Here is a 15,209-nt window from a genome sequence, read left to right as displayed (position 1 = left end):
GCTCGCGTGAACGACGGAAACCACGGAAGCCACGGAAATCGACGGAAACCAGGGAGACCGGGGAAACGACGGAGGGCCGCCGGGACCAGCTGGTCCCGGCGGCCCTCCGCCCTGTGTCCTGCGGGTTCAGCGCCCGCCGGCCCCGGCGCCGTTCCCGGCACCGTCCTTGTCCTTCACGTCCTCGACGGAGACCTCGTCCGCGGGCGCGTCCGCGTCGCCGGGAGCGGCGTCCTCGGCCGGCCCACCGTCGGCCGCCGCCTCGTCCGCCGGGTCCGCCTCGTCCGCGTGCTCGGCCTTCCCGGCCTTCTCGCCGTCCACGGCCTTCTTCGGCTCGACGGTCTCCTCACGGCCGGGACGCACCTTCGCCGAGATCACGATGTACGCGACGGCGAGCAGGCCCACGATGATCGCGGTCCACACGTTCAGCCGGAGGCCGAGGATGTGGTGCGCCTCGTCGACGCGCATGTACTCGATCCAGGCGCGGCCGGCGCAGTACGCGGCGACGTAGAGCGCGAAGGCGCGGCCGTGGCCGAGCTTGAAGCGGCGGTCGGCCCAGATGACGAGGAGCGCGACGCCGATGCACCACAGCGACTCGTACAGGAAGGTCGGGTGGTAGACGCCCTCGACCCGGTTGGTGCCGGCGCTGATCTCCAGGCCCCACGGGAGGTCGGTCGGCTTGCCGTACAGCTCCTGGTTGAACCAGTTGCCCCAGCGGCCGACGGCCTGGGCGAGGGCGATGCCGGGCGCGATGGCGTCCGCGTACGCCGGGAGCGGGATGCCGCGTCGGCGGCAGCCGATCCAGGCGCCGACGGCACCGAGCGCGATGGCGCCCCAGATACCGAGGCCGCCCTCCCAGATCTTGAAGGCGTCGACCCAGTTCTCACCCTCGCTGAAGTACAGCTGGTAGTCGGTGATCACGTGGTAGAGCCGGCCGCCGACGAGGCCGAAGGGCACTGCCCAGACGGCGATGTCGGCCACGGTGCCGGCGGTGCCGCCCCGGGCGATCCAGCGCTTGTTGCCGAGCCAGACGGCGACGAAGACACCGATGATGATGCAGAAGGCATAGCCGCGCAGCGGGATCGGTCCGAGGTGGATCACGCCGGTCGACGGGCTGGGAATGAAGGCAAGGTCCATGGCAGGACCGACGCTACCCTGCCGGGCGGGCCGTGCGGCAGCCAGCCCGGCAACTTCTCCGTAACGCCGTCGGGAACGACACCGGTCCTCAGCGGCCGACGGCGGCCCCGGCGGCCGGGGATCCGGCGGCCGGAGAGGCGGTGCCGGCCTTCTTGCCCTTGTTGGCCTCGGCGACCCACTTCTTCAGGTTCTCCACGGAGATCTGCTCGTTCCCCTTCTTCGGGAAGATCGATTCTCCGTTGAGGAGCACGGACGGCGTGCCGCTGAAGTCGCTGCTGCGGAAGGCGTCGTTCGACTTCTTCACCCAGCCGTCGTGCGTGCCGTCCTCGACGCAGCTGCGGAAGGCGGGCGTGTCGAGCCCGGGGACCTTCGCGGCGAGCTCGACGAGCTTGGCGTTGTCGGCGTAGGCGTCGTCGGTCTCCTGCGGCTGGTTCACGTACAGCGTGTCGTGGTACGCGGTGAACTTCCCGGCGTCCTGGGCGCAGGCCGCGGCGTTCGCGGCGCGCAGCGAGCCGCTGCCGCCCAGGTTGCCGTCGATGAGGGTGGCGAGGTGGTACTCGGCCTTGACCGCGCCGGCGGCCTCCAGCTCGTGGATCGTGTCCCGGAAGAAGTTCTCGAACTGGGCGCAGGCGGGGCAGCGGAAGTCCTCCCAGATGGCGAGCGTGGACGGGGCGTCCGGCTTGCCCTGCGGGATGGCGGGCTTGTCTCCGCCGACGGCGCCGGCCGGGGCGACGACGGGGCCTGCCTTGTCCGAGCTGTCCTTGCCCCCGCTGTTGGCCGCGATCACGCCGACGACCGCGGCCAGGCCGAGGACGCCGACCACCGCCGCCGACACGATGAGGACGCGGCGCTGCTTCTCGCGGGCCTTCTCGCGCTCGCGCTGCTGTTGGAGGCGCTCCCGCGCGCTCCGGTTACCGTCACGGTTCTTCTCGCTCACGCCCACGAGAACGAACCGGGGAGGCACGCGCGTGCCTCCCCGGTCACGAATCCACCCGTATGGGTTACTTCCTGCGACGGACTCCCTCGGCCAGTTCGGCCGCCAGTTCCCTTACGGCGCCGAGCGCGGCGGCCTCGTCGCCGCCCGCGTCGAGGATCCGCTTGACGAAGGCGGAGCCCACGATGACGCCGTCGGCGAAGCCGGCGACCTCCTCGGCCTGGACGGCGTTGGAGACGCCGAGGCCCACGCAGACGGGCAGCTCGCTGGTGGCCCGGGTGCGCCGGACCAGGTCGGCGGCCTGCTCGCCGACCGACTCGCGGGTGCCGGTGACGCCCATGAGGGAGGCGGCGTAGACGAAGCCGGACCCGGCGGCGGTGATGGTGGCCAGGCGCTCGTCCCTGCTGCTGGGGGCGACGACGAAGACGGTGGCGAGACCGTGCTTGTCGGCGTGCTCCCGCCATACGGCGGACTCCTGGACCGGCAGGTCGGGCAGGATGCAGCCCGCGCCGCCGGCCGCGGCCAGCTCCTCGGTGAAGCGCTCGATGCCGTACCGGTCGATGGGGTTCCAGTACGTCATCACGAGGACCGGCTTGCCGGTGGCCGCGTGGGCCTCCTTGACCGTGCGCATCACGTCGGCGATCTTCACGCCGCCGCGCAGGGCGATGTCGTCGGCGGTCTGGATGACCGGGCCGTCGAGGACCGGGTCGCTGTGCGGCAGACCGACCTCCACGACGTCGGCGCCGCCGTCGAAGACCGCCTTGATCGCGGCGATGCCGCCGTCGACGGTCGGGAAGCCGGCCGGCAGGTACGCGATGAGCGCGGCGCGGTTCTCGGCCTTCGCCTTGGCGAGGGTGTCGCTGAGCAGCTGGATGTTTCCGGTCGTCACTTGGAGCCCCCCTCGGCGCCGTTGTCGTAGAGGCCGAAGTAGCGAGCGGCGGTGTCCATGTCCTTGTCGCCGCGCCCGGAGAGGTTCACGACGAGCAGCCCGTCCTTGCCGAGCTCCTTGCCGATCTCCAGGGCCCCGGCGAGGGCGTGCGCCGACTCGATGGCCGGGATGATGCCCTCGGTGCGGGAGAGCAGGCGCAGCGCCTGCATGGCGGCGTCGTCGGTGACGGCCCGGTACTCGCCGCGGCCGCTGTCCTTCAGGAAGGCGTGCTCGGGGCCGATGCCGGGGTAGTCGAGGCCGGCCGAGATGGAGTACGGCTCGGTGATCTGGCCCTCCTCGTCCTGGAGGACGTAGCTCCTGGACCCGTGGAGGATGCCGGGCTCGCCGGCGGTCAGGGTCGCGGCGTGCTCGCCGGTCTCGACGCCGTGGCCGGCCGGCTCGCAGCCGATCAGCCGGACGGAGGCGTCCGGGATGAAGGCGTGGAAGAGGCCGATGGCGTTGGATCCGCCGCCGACGCAGGCGACGGCCGCGTCGGGCAGGCGTCCGGCGCGCTCCAGGATCTGCCGGCGGGCCTCGACGCCGATGACGCGGTGGAAGTCGCGGACCATGGCGGGGAAGGGGTGCGGTCCCGCGACGGTGCCGAAGAGGTAGTGGGTGTTGTCGACGTTGGCGACCCAGTCGCGGAACGCCTCGTTGATGGCGTCCTTCAGGGTGCGGCTGCCGGACTTCACGGCGATGACCTCGGCGCCGAGCATGCGCATGCGGGCGACGTTGAGGGCCTGGCGCTGGGTGTCGACCTCGCCCATGTAGATGGTGCAGTCGAGGCCGAAGAGGGCGCAGGCGGTGGCGGTGGCGACGCCGTGCTGGCCGGCGCCGGTCTCCGCGATGACACGGGTCTTGCCCATGCGCTTGGTGAGCAGGGCCTGGCCGAGCACGTTGTTGATCTTGTGCGAGCCGGTGTGGTTGAGGTCCTCGCGCTTGAGGAAGACACGGGCGCCGCCGGCGTGCTCGGCGAACCGCGGGACCTCGGTGAGGGCGGAGGGACGGCCGGTGTAGTCGACCATCAGGTCGTTGAGCTCGCGCGCGAACTCGGGGTCGTGCTTGGCCTTGTCGTACTCGACGGCGACCTCGTCGACGGCGGCGACGAGGGCCTCCGGGATGAACTTGCCGCCGTAGGCACCGAAGTAGCCCTCGGCGGACGGGACCTGACCCTCCGGGTCGGGAATGAAGAACTCGCTGGACATGCGGTTGCTCCTCGCGGGGCCGGTGGCCCCCATGACGTGCGGTTGATGGTCACGTTATGCGCGCGAGTCCCTGACGCCGGTCAGCAGACCGGTGCGGCGCGAACGGCGCCGGACCGGCCGGCCTCCGCCCTTCCGTTATGGGCGTCCGCCCCCGTTGTGGGCAGTCGTTCCGCGGGGCGGAACGGGTGGGCACAACGGACGGCGCCCCTTGCCGGGCCTGGGCTTCCGCGCCTTGACGGTCACCCGTAGGGCGCGGCGCCCGCGGGGTGCGGGCAGGCACACGGGCGGGGCGGCGGCCACACGGCGGGGATGGGGCGAAGGTCCGGCACGGGAGCTCCGACGGCACGGCAGGCCGCCGCGCGCCCACGCGGAGTGGGCGGGAGGCGGCGCAGGGGCCGGTTCGGCTGCGAGGTGTCAGGAAACGCGCGCGGGGCGCGGGCGCCATCGCATGCCGTTGACCTGGCCCGGCTCGTCGCCGATCACATAACGCACCCGGCGCCCGTGCACACGGCGCGCCGGCGCGCGGCAGCCGCGTGGGCGGCAGCCGCGGGCGAGCGGGGCGTGGGCGGGCACGGAGGCGGTACGGAGCAGGGTGCGGCGCCCGGGCGCGGCACCGACCGCCGACGGCGCGCCGACCGCGCCCCGGGCGGCGGGGCCCGGGACGTACGGCGGCGTGTCGTGGCGGAGGGTCATGACCGGGTCAGCTCCGGCCGTGGCGCAGGGCCGGGTGGGCGCCGGCGGCGACCAGATCGGCGACGGCGGCCTTCGGGTCGCGGCCGGTGACCAGGGACTCGCCGACCAGGACCGCGTCGGCGCCGGCGTTGGCGTACGCGATCAGGTCGTGCGGGCCGCGGACGCCGGACTCGGCGACCTTGACGACGCCGGCCGGGATCTCGGGCGCGACGCGCTCGAAGGTGGAGCGGTCGACCTTGAGGGTCTTCAGGTTGCGGGCGTTGACGCCGATGATCCGGGCGCCCGCCTCGACGGCCCGCTCGACCTCTTCCTCGTCGTGGACCTCGACCAGCGGGGTCAGACCGATGGACTCGGCCCGCTCGATGAGGGAGACCAGCGCCTCCTGCTCCAGGGCGGCGACGATCAGCAGCGCGAGGTCCGCGCCGTACGCCCGGGCCTCCCACAGCTGGTAGGCGGTGACGATGAAGTCCTTGCGCAGGACCGGGATGTCGACCCTGGCGCGGACGGCCTCCAGGTCCGCGAGCGAGCCGCCGAAGCGGCGCTGCTCGGTGAGGACGGAGATGACGGCGGCGCCACCCGCCTCGTAGTCGGCGGCGAGTCCGGCCGGGTCGGCGATGGCGGCGAGCGCGCCCTTGGACGGGCTGGAGCGCTTGACCTCGCAGATCACCTTGACGCCGTCCCCGCGCAGCGCGGCGACACCGTCCTTGGCCTGCGGCGCCTTTGCGGCGCGCTCCTTGAGCTCGTCGAGGGAGACCCGCGCCTGCCGCTCTGCGAGGTCGGCGCGCACGCCTTCGATGATCTCGTCGAGCACACTCACGCGAGAGGCCCCCTTCCGGGATTCGATGAACACGGTTCAGCCACGTCGATGGTATCCGCAGGTGGGCCACTGACCCGCATCGGTTCGCGTCGCGTCCCATCTGCTGGGACTTCGGACGGGCTCACGGGGCCAGCGCGGAGCCGAAGGGAAGGTTCCGTACGAGCGTGAACAGGGCCAGAACGCCGCCGATGCCCCACCACAGGACCGGGGAGACCTCCAGGCGCATGGGGAGGCCGCGGACGGCACGAACCAGCCAGAGGACCATGACGACGGCGAAGACGCCGTAGCCGACGACGGCGAGCGCGTTCGAGCCGAGGGCGGCGCCCAGGTCGCCGTGGACGAAGGCGTGGGCGCTGCGCAGTCCGCCGCAGCCGGGGCAGTAGACGCCGGTGAAGCGCAGCAGCGGGCAGACGGGGTAGTGGCCGGGTTCGTTGGGGTCGACGGTCCCGACGTACGCGAAGGCGGCGGCTACCGCGGCGAGCGTGCCGAGCGGCGCGAGGAGCCGCCGGGCGAGCGGCCTCGGCGGGGGCGGCGCGAACGGCACGTACGCGCCGGGGCCCTGCCACTGGCCCTCCCCGTGGCCGTGCCCGTGCTCACGCGGGCCGGAGGCGGCCGGGGCGGAGTGGGCGGGGGTGCCCGGGGCGGACGGGGCGGGGGCGGCCGCGCCGGAGGAGGCGATGGCACCCGGGGCTGGGGCGGCCGCGGCCGGCGGCTCGGGGGCGTGCTCGGGTTCGGTCACGGCTCCCGCCGTCGGATTCGGGTCCACCCGGTGATTCTCGCCCGTACGGCGCGAAGGCGCAGCCCCGCGTCGCGGGACTGCGCCTTCGGGGTGAACCGGGGCCGCGCGATCAGGCGCCGGCCCGCTCGAGCGCACTGCGGGTGGCGGCCTCGCGGGCGGCCACGACGGCGGCGGACTCCTTGGGCATGCCCATGCCCGCGACCTTCATCGCGCCACCGACGACACCGCCGAGCGCGATGACACCCATACCGGCCCAGAAACCGGGCACGTTGGCCGCCACCATGAAGACGCCGGCGATGCAGAAGCCGATGAAGGAGATGATGACACCGGTCCAGGCGGCCGGGGTGTGTCCGTGGGCGCTGCCCGCCATGAGTTGCTCCTCGTTGGTGTTGCTCGGTGGTGACGCCTCATTCTTCCGTACATGCGGGCGCCGTGATGCATCGGGGTGCCCGAACGATCACGCGTCGCGGTCACGTCGCGGTCACCGTACCGGGAGGAGACCCGGATCAGCTTCCGTGCGTCGGGTCCTCGCCGCGGTCGAGGGCCTTCCAGAGGTCCTCGGGGCGGTCCGGGTCGACGGTCGCGGGGCGGCGGGCGGCACGCGGGGCGCCGGAGCGTTCGTAGCGGCCGCCCATGGCGGGCCACGACGTGCCGAAGCGCAGCGCGAAGAGCCCGGCGGCCAGGATCAGGACGGCGCCGGCCGCGGTGACGTAGGGCCAGACGGTGTGGCTGAGGCTGCCCACGGCGGCGGCGGTGTTGCCGCTGATCCTGGCCGCCTCGGCGTTCAGCGCGGAGCTGTCGGAGGCGCCGAGGACGGCGGCGACGGCCGCTCCGGCGCCGCTCAGGGCGAGCAGCGCGGCGACCATGGTGCGGCCGGTGCGGCGGACCGCGAAGACGGCGACGAGCGCGGCGAGGCCGACGATCGCCAGGGCGGTCGGGACGCCGGTGACGGCTCCGCCGTCGGCCTCGACGGGGACGGTGCCGCCGCCGACGGCCGCGGTGCCCTCGGCCCAGATCTGGCCCGCGGAGAGCAGTACGACGGTGGCTCCGAGGGCGCCGAGCAGCAGGGCCGCGGCCAGGCTGCGGCGGGCACCGGAGGAGGCGGCGCCGCCCGTTCGGGCGGCTCGGGGCTGGGGTACGGGTACAGCACTCACGTACCCCACTATCCCTTACCGGCGCACCGCTCGTTCATCCGGTCGTGTGCATCCGGTTCGCCGTGTGGACGGCCCGGAGCACCGCGGCGGCCTTGTTGCGGCACTCGTTGTCCTCGGCGACCGGGTCGGAGTCGGCGACGACACCCGCTCCGGCCTGCACGTACGCGGTGCCGTCGCGCAGCAGCGCGGTGCGGATGGCGATGGCGGTGTCGGAGTCGCCGGCGAAGTCGAGGTAGCCGACGCACCCGCCGTAGAGGCCCCGGCGCGAGGGCTCCAGTTCCTCGATGATCTGCATGGCGCGGGGCTTGGGAGCGCCGGACAGGGTGCCGGCCGGGAAGCAGGCGGTGAGCACGTCGAAGGCCGTCTTCCCTTCGGCGACCTTGCCGGTCACCGTCGAGACGATGTGCATGACGTGCGAGTAGCGCTCGATCGACATGAAGTCGACGACCTCGACGGATCCGGGTTCGCAGACCCGGCCGAGGTCGTTGCGGCCGAGGTCGACGAGCATGAGGTGCTCGGCGCGCTCCTTGGGGTCGGCGAGCAGTTCCTCGGCGAGGTCGTGGTCCTCCTGCGGCGTGGCTCCGCGGTGCCGGGTGCCGGCGATCGGGTGGAGCATGGCCTGCCCGTCCTCGACCTTGACCAGGGCCTCGGGCGAGGAGCCGACGACGTCGAAGCCGTTCTCGAAGCGGAACAGGTACATGTACGGGGACGGGTTGGTGGCCCGGAGCACCCGGTAGACGTCGAGGGCGGAGGCGGAGCAGGGGGTCTCGAAGCGCTGGGAGGGCACGACCTGGAAGGCCTCGCCGGCCCGGATGCGCTCCTTGATGTCCTCGACGGCGTCCTGGTAGGCGGGGCCGCCCCAGAGGGCCGTGTACTCGGGGAGCGCGGACTCCGGCAGCGCGGCGGGGGTGGTGGCGACGGGGCGGGCCAGGTCGGCCTCCATCGCGTCGAGCCGGGCGACGGCTCCCGCGTAGGCCTCGTCGACGCCGGTGTCCAGGTCGTTGTGGTTGATCGCGTTGGCGATCAGCAGCACGGTGCCGTCCCAGTGGTCGAGGACGGCGAGGTCGCTGGTGAGCAGCATGGTGAGCTCGGGCAGCCTGAGGTCGTCGCGGCCGTGCTCGCCGATGCGCTCCAGGCGGCGGACGATGTCGTAGCCGAGGTAGCCGACCATGCCGCCCGTGAACGGCGGCATGCCGGACGCGAGGTCACGCGGGGTGTGCAGGGTCTCGACGGTGGCGCGCAGGGCGGCCAGCGGGTCGCCGTCGACCGGGACGCCGACCGGTGGCGTGCCGAGCCAGTGGGCCTCGCCGTCCTTCACCGTCAGCGTGGCGTCGCTGCGGACGCCGATGAAGGAGTAGCGGGACCAGCTGCGGCCGTTCTCCGCGGATTCGAGGAGGAAGGTGCCGGGGCGTTCGGCGGCGAGCTTGCGGTAGAGCCCGACCGGGGTGTCGCCGTCCGCGAGGAGCCTGCGGCTGACGGGGATGACGCGGCGGTCGGCCGCCAGCTTGCGGAAGGTCTCGAGATCCATGGCGCCAGACCCTACTCGGCCGCGAGGAGCACGTCGGCGTCGAAGCAGGTGCGCGCGCCGGTGTGGCAGGCGGCGCCGACCTGGTCGACCTTGACGAGGAGGGTGTCGGCGTCGCAGTCGAGGGCGACGGACCTGACGTGCTGGACGTGGCCCGACGTGTCGCCCTTGACCCAGTACTCCTGGCGGCTGCGGGACCAGTAGGTGGCGCGGCCGGTGGTGAGGGTGCGGTGCAGGGCCTCGTCGTCCATCCAGCCGAGCATGAGCACCTCGCCGGTGTCGTACTGCTGGGCGATGGCGGGGACCAGTCCGTCGGGGCTGCGCTTGAGGCGGGCGGCGACGGCCGGGTCGAGGTCGCTGGGGGTCCGGGGCGTGGTGCTCATGGCGCCATTGTGCCGTGACCGGGGGTGCTGTCCGGCGGTGCGTCCACTGGGCGGACCGGTGGCCGCGGTCGTACGCTGGCGAGCATGTCGACCCATGCCAAGCGTGAACGGCTTCTGCTCGCGGACCTGTTGGAGGCGGCCGGCCCGGACGCCCCGACGCTGTGCGAGGGCTGGCGGGCCCGGGACCTGGCCGCGCACGTGGTGGTGCGGGAGCGCCGCCCGGACGCGGCGGCGGGTTCGCTCGTCCCGGCGTTGAAGAGCCGGCTCGACCGGGTGCAGGCGGAGTTCGCCGAGAAGCCGTACGAGGAGCTGGTCCGGCTCATCCGTACGGGGCCGCCGCGGCTTTCCCCGTTCACGATCAAGCAGGTGGACGAGGGCGCGAACGTGGTCGAGTTCTACGTGCACGCCGAGGACGTGCGCCGGGCGCAGCCGGACTGGTCGCCGCGCGAGCTGGACCCGGTCTTCGCGGACGCGCTGTGGTCCCGTCTGGAGAAGTCGGCGCGGCTGCTCGGCCGCAAGGCCCCGGTGGGTCTGGTGCTGCGCCGCCCGGACGGGCGGACGGTGGTGGCGCACCGCGGCACCCCGGTGGTGACGGTCTCCGGGGAGCCGGGCGAGCTGATCATGTTCCTGTTCGGGCGGCAGGACGCGGCGAAGGTGGCGCTGGACGGCGAGCAGCAGGCCGTGGACCGGCTGCACGAGACGAAGCAGCTGGGCATCTGACCGGGGCCGTGGGGCGTCGGCGTCAGCCCGGCAGTTCGGCGCGGCGCAGGGCCGGGACGACGAGGGCGAAGACGCCGCTGAGTGCGCAGACGGCGGCGCTCACGGCGTAGACGGGTCCGGGGCCCCACACGCCGATCGCGGCACCCGTGAGCGGGAAGCCGAGCGGGGCGATGCCGAGCGAGCAGAGGCCGGCCACGGCGGTGACGCGGCCGAGGTAGGCGGGGTCGCACTCGGTCTGGAGGATGGCGTTGGCGAGCGCGCCGGAGAGTCCGGCGAGCAGGCCGACGGCCAGGGCGACGGCGACCGCGACGGGCAGCCGCGTCGCGTGGGCGAGGGCGCCGATGGAGACGGCGCCGACCGTCATCGTCCAGCCGCTGACGGCTCCGGCGCGCGGGACGCGTCCCCGTACGGTCAGGAGCAGGGAGGCGGCGCCCGCGCCCGTGCCGAAGCCGGCGAGGATCCAGCCGATGCCGGAGGCACCCCAGCCGCGCTGCTCGGAGAGGACGGCGAGGCCGACGTTGAGCGGGCCGACGAAGCCGAGGTCGCTGAGGGCGATGACGATCATCAGCGGGCCGAGGACGCGGTGCCCGCGCAGGTAGCGCAGCCCGTCGGCGAGATCGCGCAGGGCCGTGCGGTCGCCTGCCCGGTCCGTGACGGGCCCTTCGGTGGCGGGCCCGTCCGTGGCCGACGGGCCCGTCGCGGGCTCGTCCGTGGCCGACGGGCCCGTCGCGGGCTCGTCCGTGGCCGACGGGCCCGTCGCGGGCTCGTCCGTGGCGGGCAGCGGGCGCAGCCGGAGCGTGCTCAGCAGGGGTATCGAGAGGGCGAAGAGCGCTCCGGCGACGCCGAAGGCGGTGGCCGGGCCGCCGAGGGCGACCGCGAGGCCGCCGAGCGGGGCGCCGAGCACGGCGCCGCAGCGGTACGCCAGCCCGCGCAGGCCCTGGATCCGGGCGAGCTGGTCCTGCGGGGCGATCCGGGGCGGCAGGGCGCCGACGGCGGGCAGGAACAGGGCGTCGACGACACCGAAGACGAAGGCGACGGCGGCGAGCACCCACAGGGCGGGCGAGGCGAGGAACAGGGTCGCGGCGAGGCCGAGGACGACGAGGCCGCGGACGGCGTCGGACCCGATGACGACCCGTCGCGGGCCGAGTCGGTCGGCGACCACTCCCCCGCCGAGCATCAGCAGGGCGCGGGGCACGGCGCTGACGGCCATGACGAGGCCGGCCTGGGCGGGGGTGCCGGTGCTGACGACGGACCAGGACAGGGCGAGGTAGTAGACGCTGTCGCCGAGCGTGGAGGCGGTGTACGCGCCGGCCCAGCGCAGCACGTTGGGGTCGCGGTGGGCGGGGCGGGCGGGGCGGGCGGCGAGAGCGGTGGCGGCCGGGGCCGGGATCCCGGCCCCGGCCTCGGTCCCGGTCCCGCCCCTCGCCCCGGTCCCGGTCCTGGTCTGGGGCCCCGTCGCGGCCCGGGCCCCGGTCCCGGTGCCGGCCCTGGCCCCCGTCCCGGCCCTGGCCCCCGTCCCGGTCCTGCTCTGGGCCCCCGTCCCGGCCCTGGCCCCGGTCTCGGACTCGGTCATCGCGGTCATCCTCGGTAGGGGAAGCCGTGGAGGTGGACGGCGACGTTCTCGCGGCCCTCGGTGTCGCCCGCGGCCTCGGCGGCGCGGGCGGCCCGGTCGTACTTCGTGAGGACGGCTTCCAGCTCCTGGCCGAGCGCGGAGAGTTCGGCGGCGGTGAGCCGGGGCAGCCACTCCGAGCTGATGGACGCGGTGCGCCACTCCTCGGACCAGGTGTGCCGCTCGTCGAGGAAGCGACTGTGCAGCGCGGTGCGCTGTTCGTTGAGGGTGCGGCCGAAGGCGGCGCTCGCGGCGGCGAGTTCGGGGGCGCCGGCGATGTCCTCCTCGTGGATGCTGAACCCGTACGAGCTCGGTTGCCACCAGCGCTCGCGGCCGTCGGCGGACTGGGGCTCGGCCTCCTCGATGAGGCCGTGCTCGGCGAGCTTGCGCAGGTGGTAGCTGACGAGCGAGACCGCCTCGTCGACCTGGTCGGCGAGCTGCGAGGCGGTGGCGGTGCGGGCGACGAAGAGGGCGCGGTAGAGGCGCATGCGCAGGGGGTGCGCGATGGCCTTGAGGGTGCCGGCGTCGGTGATCCTGCGGTTCTCCTGCGAGGTCATGCCCCGACCGTAGATGCGAAAGAAATCTTGCGCAATGGAAGTTGCACAAATAATCCTGTGTATCTCGGCGAAGAAGAAGGGCCCCCTCAGGGGCCCTTCTACGAAGCGGAACGCGGCTCAGCGGACCTCGTGGCCCGCTTCCCGCAGCGCCTGCTTGACCTCACCGATCCGCAGGTCGCCGAAGTGGAAAACGGAGGCCGCGAGCACCGCGTCCGCGCCGGCCGCGACGGCCGGCGGGAAGTCGGAGAGCTTGCCCGCACCGCCGGAGGCGATCACCGGCACGGTCACGTGCTTGCGCACGGCCGCGATCATCTCGGTGTCGTAGCCGTCCTTGGTGCCGTCCGCGTCCATCGAGTTGAGCAGGATCTCCCCGGCGCCCAGCTCGGCGGCCCGGTGCGCCCACTCGACGGCGTCGATGCCGGTGCCCTTGCGGCCGCCGTGCGTCGTCACCTCGAAGGAGCCGGAGGCCGTACGCCGGGCGTCCACCGACAGGACCAGCACCTGGCGGCCGAAGCGCTCCGCGATCTCCTGGATCAGCTCGGGGCGCGCGATGGCGGCCGTGTTCACGCCCACCTTGTCCGCCCCGGCCCGCAGCAGCTTGTCGACGTCCTCCGCCGAGCGCACGCCACCGCCCACGGTGAGCGGGATGAAGACCTGCTCGGCGGTGCGGCGCACCACGTCGTAGGTGGTCTCCCGGTTCCCGGAGGAGGCGGTGATGTCGAGGAAGGTCAGCTCGTCGGCGCCCTCGGCGTCGTACAGCTTGGCCATCTCGACGGGGTCGCCCGCGTCGCGCAGGTTCTGGAAGTTGACCCCCTTGACGACCCGGCCGTTGTCCACGTCCAGGCAGGGGATCACGCGTACGGCGAGGCTCATGACGACGCTCCTCGGTAGGCCTCGAGCTCGACTTCGACGAGGATGCGGGGGTCGACGAAGCCCTCGACGACCATCAGGGTCGTCGCGGGGCGCACGTCGCCGAACACCTCCTGGTGGGCCCGGCCCACCGCGTCGACGTCCCGGGCGTGGGTCAGCAGCATCCGGGTCCGGATCACCGCTTCCGGGCCGAGCCCGAACTCGGCGATGGCCTCCAGGGCGGTGCCGAAGGCCACCTTGGCCTGCTCGTACGGGTCGCCCTCGCCGTAGAGCACCGAGCCCTTGAAGGAGGTGGTGCCGCCGACGACCACCCGGTCACCCGCGGCGACGGCCCGCGAGAAGCCGAAGACGTCCTCCCAGGGGCTCCCGCTCCGCACCCGCTCGATCGCGGTCATGCCGACGCCACCGCCTCCAGGGCCTCCTCCAGGGTGAAGGCCTTCGCGTAGAGCGCCTTGCCGACGATCGCGCCCTCGACGCCCAGCGGCACGAGCCCGGCGAGGGCCCGCAGGTCGTCCAGGGAGGACACGCCTCCGGAGGCGACGACCGGCTTGTCGGTGGCCGCGCAGACGTTCCGCAGCAGCTCCAGGTTCGGGCCCTGCAGCGTGCCGTCCTTGGCGATGTCGGTGACGACGTAGCGGGCGCAGCCCTCGGAGTCGAGGCGGGCCAGCGTCTCGTACAGGTCGCCGCCGTCGCGGGTCCAGCCGCGGCCCTTCAGCGTGGTGCCGCGCACGTCCAGGCCGACGGCGATCCGGTCCCCGTGCTCGGCGATGACCTTGGCGACCCACTCGGGCGTCTCCAGGGCGGCGGTGCCCAGGTTCACCCGGGTGCAGCCGGTGGCGAGGGCCGCTGCCAGCGAGGCGTCGTCGCGGATGCCTCCGGAGAGCTCCACCTTGATGTCCATGGCCTCGGCCACCTGGCGGACCAGGTCGCGGTTGTCACCCGTGCCGAAGGCGGCGTCCAGGTCGACCAGGTGCAGCCACTCGGCGCCGGAGCGCTGCCAGGCGAGGGCGGCCTCCAGCGGGGAACCGTAGGAGGTCTCGGTGCCGGACTCGCCGTGCACGAGGCGGACCGCCTGGCCGTCGCGGACGTCGACGGCGGGGAGGAGTTCGAGCACGTTTGCAGTCGACGCAGTCACAGGGTTCCGATCCAGTTGGTGAGGAGCTGGGCGCCGGCGTCGCCGGACTTCTCGGGGTGGAACTGGGTGGCCCACAGGGCGCCGTTCTCGACGGCGGCGACGAAGGGCTCGCCGTGGGTGGCCCAGGTGACCTTCGGCGCGCGCATGTTCGGGTTGCCGATCTCCAGGGTCCAGTCGCGCACCGCGTAGGAGTGCACGAAGTAGAACCGGGCGTCGGCGTCCAGACCCGCGAACAGCTCGCTGCCGGCGGGCGCGTCGACCGTGTTCCAGCCCATGTGGGGCACGACCGGGGCGTCGAGCGGCTCGACGGTGCCGGGCCACTCGTCGAGGCCCTCGGTCTCGACGCCGTGCTCGATGCCGCGGGCGAACAGGATCTGCATGCCGACGCAGATGCCCATGACGGGCCGCCCGCCGGACAGCCGGCGTCCGACGATCCAGTCGCCGCGGGCCTCCTTGAGGCCCTCCATGCAGGCGGAGAAGGCGCCGACGCCCGGGACGAGGAGTCCGTCGGCGTTCATCGCCTTCTCGTAGTCGCGGGTGATCTCGACGTCCGCGCCGACCCGGGCGAGCGCCCGCTCGGCGGAGCGCACGTTGCCGAAGCCGTAGTCGAAGACGACGACCTTCTTGGGAGTGCCCGTCGTCATGACCACACGTCCAGACGCAGGATGCCGGCCGACAGGCACATCGCGGCACCGATGGAGAGCAGCACGATCAGGCCCTTGGGCATCTGCTGCTTGACGAAGGAGTAGATGCCGCCGAGCAGGAAGAGCCCGACGACGATGAGGACGGTGGAGAGGCCGTTCACG

19 protein-coding genes are annotated in these 15,209 nt (G+C 73.5%); 1 reads left to right on the top strand and 18 read right to left on the bottom strand.

Annotated elements, in window-relative coordinates; all coding sequences use genetic code 11:
- Positions 1-126: 126 nt before the first annotated feature.
- From lgt to hisI, 11 genes are all read right to left on the bottom strand, one after another.
- A complete protein-coding gene (lgt, locus tag ACFY8W_RS15685) occupies positions 127-1,134 on the bottom strand; it encodes a prolipoprotein diacylglyceryl transferase (RefSeq protein ID WP_391105062.1) in 1,008 nt (335 codons plus the stop codon).
- An 88-nt stretch (positions 1,135-1,222) separates the two neighbouring features.
- Entirely contained in the window at positions 1,223-2,071 is an 849-nt protein-coding gene (locus ACFY8W_RS15680; RefSeq protein WP_391105060.1) for a thioredoxin domain-containing protein, read from the bottom strand.
- A gap of 64 nt (positions 2,072-2,135) precedes the next feature.
- Positions 2,136-2,957, bottom strand: a complete 822-nt coding sequence (gene trpA / locus ACFY8W_RS15675) for a tryptophan synthase subunit alpha (RefSeq protein ID WP_391105058.1) — start codon at positions 2,955-2,957, stop codon at positions 2,136-2,138.
- A complete protein-coding gene (gene trpB, locus ACFY8W_RS15670) occupies positions 2,954-4,201 on the bottom strand; it encodes a tryptophan synthase subunit beta (RefSeq protein WP_391105056.1) in 1,248 nt (415 codons plus the stop codon). The genes trpA and trpB overlap by 4 nt, the downstream gene beginning before the upstream one ends.
- 414 nt (positions 4,202-4,615) lie before the next feature.
- Positions 4,616-4,894 carry a tryptophan biosynthesis modulator TrpM gene (gene trpM / locus ACFY8W_RS15665; protein WP_391105054.1) on the bottom strand — a complete coding sequence of 93 codons (279 nt, stop codon included), beginning with the start codon at positions 4,892-4,894 and terminating at the stop codon, positions 4,616-4,618.
- 7 nt (positions 4,895-4,901) lie between these two features.
- Positions 4,902-5,711, bottom strand: a complete 810-nt coding sequence (trpC, locus tag ACFY8W_RS15660; RefSeq protein ID WP_391105052.1) for an indole-3-glycerol phosphate synthase TrpC — start codon at positions 5,709-5,711, stop codon at positions 4,902-4,904.
- Between the two features lie 121 nt (positions 5,712-5,832).
- On the bottom strand, positions 5,833-6,477 hold the full coding sequence (locus tag ACFY8W_RS15655; RefSeq protein WP_391105050.1) for a DUF2752 domain-containing protein: 645 nt from the start codon (positions 6,475-6,477) through the stop codon (positions 5,833-5,835).
- A gap of 82 nt (positions 6,478-6,559) precedes the next feature.
- Positions 6,560-6,820 carry an HGxxPAAW family protein gene (locus tag ACFY8W_RS15650; RefSeq protein WP_391105049.1) on the bottom strand — a complete coding sequence of 87 codons (261 nt, stop codon included), beginning with the start codon at positions 6,818-6,820 and terminating at the stop codon, positions 6,560-6,562.
- Between the two features lie 136 nt (positions 6,821-6,956).
- On the bottom strand, positions 6,957-7,613 hold the full coding sequence (locus tag ACFY8W_RS15645) for a TIGR02234 family membrane protein (protein WP_391105047.1): 657 nt from the start codon (positions 7,611-7,613) through the stop codon (positions 6,957-6,959).
- Between the two features lie 25 nt (positions 7,614-7,638).
- Positions 7,639-9,132, bottom strand: coding sequence for an anthranilate synthase component I (locus ACFY8W_RS15640; protein ID WP_391105045.1), 1,494 nt, complete (start codon positions 9,130-9,132; stop codon positions 7,639-7,641).
- Between the two features lie 11 nt (positions 9,133-9,143).
- Positions 9,144-9,512 carry a phosphoribosyl-AMP cyclohydrolase gene (gene hisI, locus ACFY8W_RS15635; protein ID WP_384422606.1) on the bottom strand — a complete coding sequence of 123 codons (369 nt, stop codon included), beginning with the start codon at positions 9,510-9,512 and terminating at the stop codon, positions 9,144-9,146.
- Between the two features lie 84 nt (positions 9,513-9,596).
- On the opposite strand from hisI, the gene ACFY8W_RS15630 reads away from it, so the two are divergent.
- Positions 9,597-10,232 (top strand): TIGR03085 family metal-binding protein, encoded by a 636-nt coding sequence (locus ACFY8W_RS15630; protein WP_391105043.1) that lies wholly within the window; start codon positions 9,597-9,599, stop codon positions 10,230-10,232.
- A 22-nt stretch (positions 10,233-10,254) separates the two neighbouring features.
- Here ACFY8W_RS15630 and ACFY8W_RS15625 read toward each other — a convergent pair whose 3' ends face one another.
- The 7 genes from ACFY8W_RS15625 to ACFY8W_RS15595 form a co-directional block, all read right to left on the bottom strand.
- Positions 10,255-11,805 carry an MFS transporter gene (locus tag ACFY8W_RS15625; protein WP_391105041.1) on the bottom strand — a complete coding sequence of 517 codons (1,551 nt, stop codon included), beginning with the start codon at positions 11,803-11,805 and terminating at the stop codon, positions 10,255-10,257.
- Positions 11,806-11,810: 5 nt separating this feature from the next.
- The gene (locus tag ACFY8W_RS15620) at positions 11,811-12,398 is read right to left on the bottom strand and encodes a helix-turn-helix domain-containing protein (protein ID WP_391105040.1); all 588 of its coding nucleotides are present in this window, start codon (positions 12,396-12,398) and stop codon (positions 11,811-11,813) included.
- Between the two features lie 117 nt (positions 12,399-12,515).
- Positions 12,516-13,271, bottom strand: coding sequence for an imidazole glycerol phosphate synthase subunit HisF (gene hisF / locus ACFY8W_RS15615; protein WP_391105038.1), 756 nt, complete (start codon positions 13,269-13,271; stop codon positions 12,516-12,518).
- Complete coding sequence (locus tag ACFY8W_RS15610; protein WP_391105036.1) at positions 13,268-13,663, bottom strand: Rid family hydrolase; 396 nt, start codon at positions 13,661-13,663, stop codon at positions 13,268-13,270. The genes hisF and ACFY8W_RS15610 overlap by 4 nt, the downstream gene beginning before the upstream one ends.
- Positions 13,660-14,382: a bifunctional 1-(5-phosphoribosyl)-5-((5-phosphoribosylamino)methylideneamino)imidazole-4-carboxamide isomerase/phosphoribosylanthranilate isomerase PriA gene (gene priA / locus ACFY8W_RS15605; RefSeq protein WP_391105034.1), complete on the bottom strand. Its 723-nt coding sequence runs from the start codon at positions 14,380-14,382 to the stop codon at positions 13,660-13,662. The genes ACFY8W_RS15610 and priA overlap by 4 nt, the downstream gene beginning before the upstream one ends.
- Before the next feature lie 17 nt (positions 14,383-14,399).
- Positions 14,400-15,047 carry an imidazole glycerol phosphate synthase subunit HisH gene (gene hisH / locus ACFY8W_RS15600; protein ID WP_391105032.1) on the bottom strand — a complete coding sequence of 216 codons (648 nt, stop codon included), beginning with the start codon at positions 15,045-15,047 and terminating at the stop codon, positions 14,400-14,402.
- A complete protein-coding gene (locus ACFY8W_RS15595; RefSeq protein ID WP_391105031.1) occupies positions 15,044-15,208 on the bottom strand; it encodes a hypothetical protein in 165 nt (54 codons plus the stop codon). Before ACFY8W_RS15595 ends, hisH begins: the two co-directional genes overlap by 4 nt.
- Between the last annotated feature and the right edge of the window lies 1 nt (position 15,209).

The organism is Streptomyces sp. NPDC012637 (genome assembly GCF_042954805.1).
GTDB lineage: Bacteria > Actinomycetota > Actinomycetes > Streptomycetales > Streptomycetaceae > Streptomyces.
Note: the sequence above shows the minus strand (reverse complement) of the source record. Positions and strands in the feature narration are given on the sequence as shown.

Excerpts from the sequence above, each read along its gene's own strand:
- lgt (WP_391105062.1), bottom strand. The coding sequence starts at position 1,134 with ATGGACCTTGCCTTCATTCCCAGCCCGTCGACCGGCGTGATCCACCTC.
- trpB (WP_391105056.1), bottom strand. The coding sequence starts at position 4,201 with ATGTCCAGCGAGTTCTTCATTCCCGACCCGGAGGGTCAGGTCCCGTCC.
- trpM (WP_391105054.1), bottom strand. The coding sequence starts at position 4,894 with ATGACCCTCCGCCACGACACGCCGCCGTACGTCCCGGGCCCCGCCGCC.
- ACFY8W_RS15650 (WP_391105049.1), bottom strand. The coding sequence starts at position 6,820 with ATGGCGGGCAGCGCCCACGGACACACCCCGGCCGCCTGGACCGGTGTC.
- ACFY8W_RS15640 (WP_391105045.1), bottom strand. The coding sequence starts at position 9,132 with ATGGATCTCGAGACCTTCCGCAAGCTGGCGGCCGACCGCCGCGTCATC.
- hisI (WP_384422606.1), bottom strand. The coding sequence starts at position 9,512 with ATGAGCACCACGCCCCGGACCCCCAGCGACCTCGACCCGGCCGTCGCC.
- ACFY8W_RS15630 (WP_391105043.1), top strand. The coding sequence starts at position 9,597 with ATGTCGACCCATGCCAAGCGTGAACGGCTTCTGCTCGCGGACCTGTTG.
- ACFY8W_RS15625 (WP_391105041.1), bottom strand. The coding sequence starts at position 11,805 with ATGACCGAGTCCGAGACCGGGGCCAGGGCCGGGACGGGGGCCCAGAGC.
- ACFY8W_RS15620 (WP_391105040.1), bottom strand. The coding sequence starts at position 12,398 with ATGACCTCGCAGGAGAACCGCAGGATCACCGACGCCGGCACCCTCAAG.
- hisF (WP_391105038.1), bottom strand. The coding sequence starts at position 13,271 with ATGAGCCTCGCCGTACGCGTGATCCCCTGCCTGGACGTGGACAACGGC.
- ACFY8W_RS15610 (WP_391105036.1), bottom strand. The coding sequence starts at position 13,663 with ATGACCGCGATCGAGCGGGTGCGGAGCGGGAGCCCCTGGGAGGACGTC.
- hisH (WP_391105032.1), bottom strand. The coding sequence starts at position 15,047 with ATGACGACGGGCACTCCCAAGAAGGTCGTCGTCTTCGACTACGGCTTC.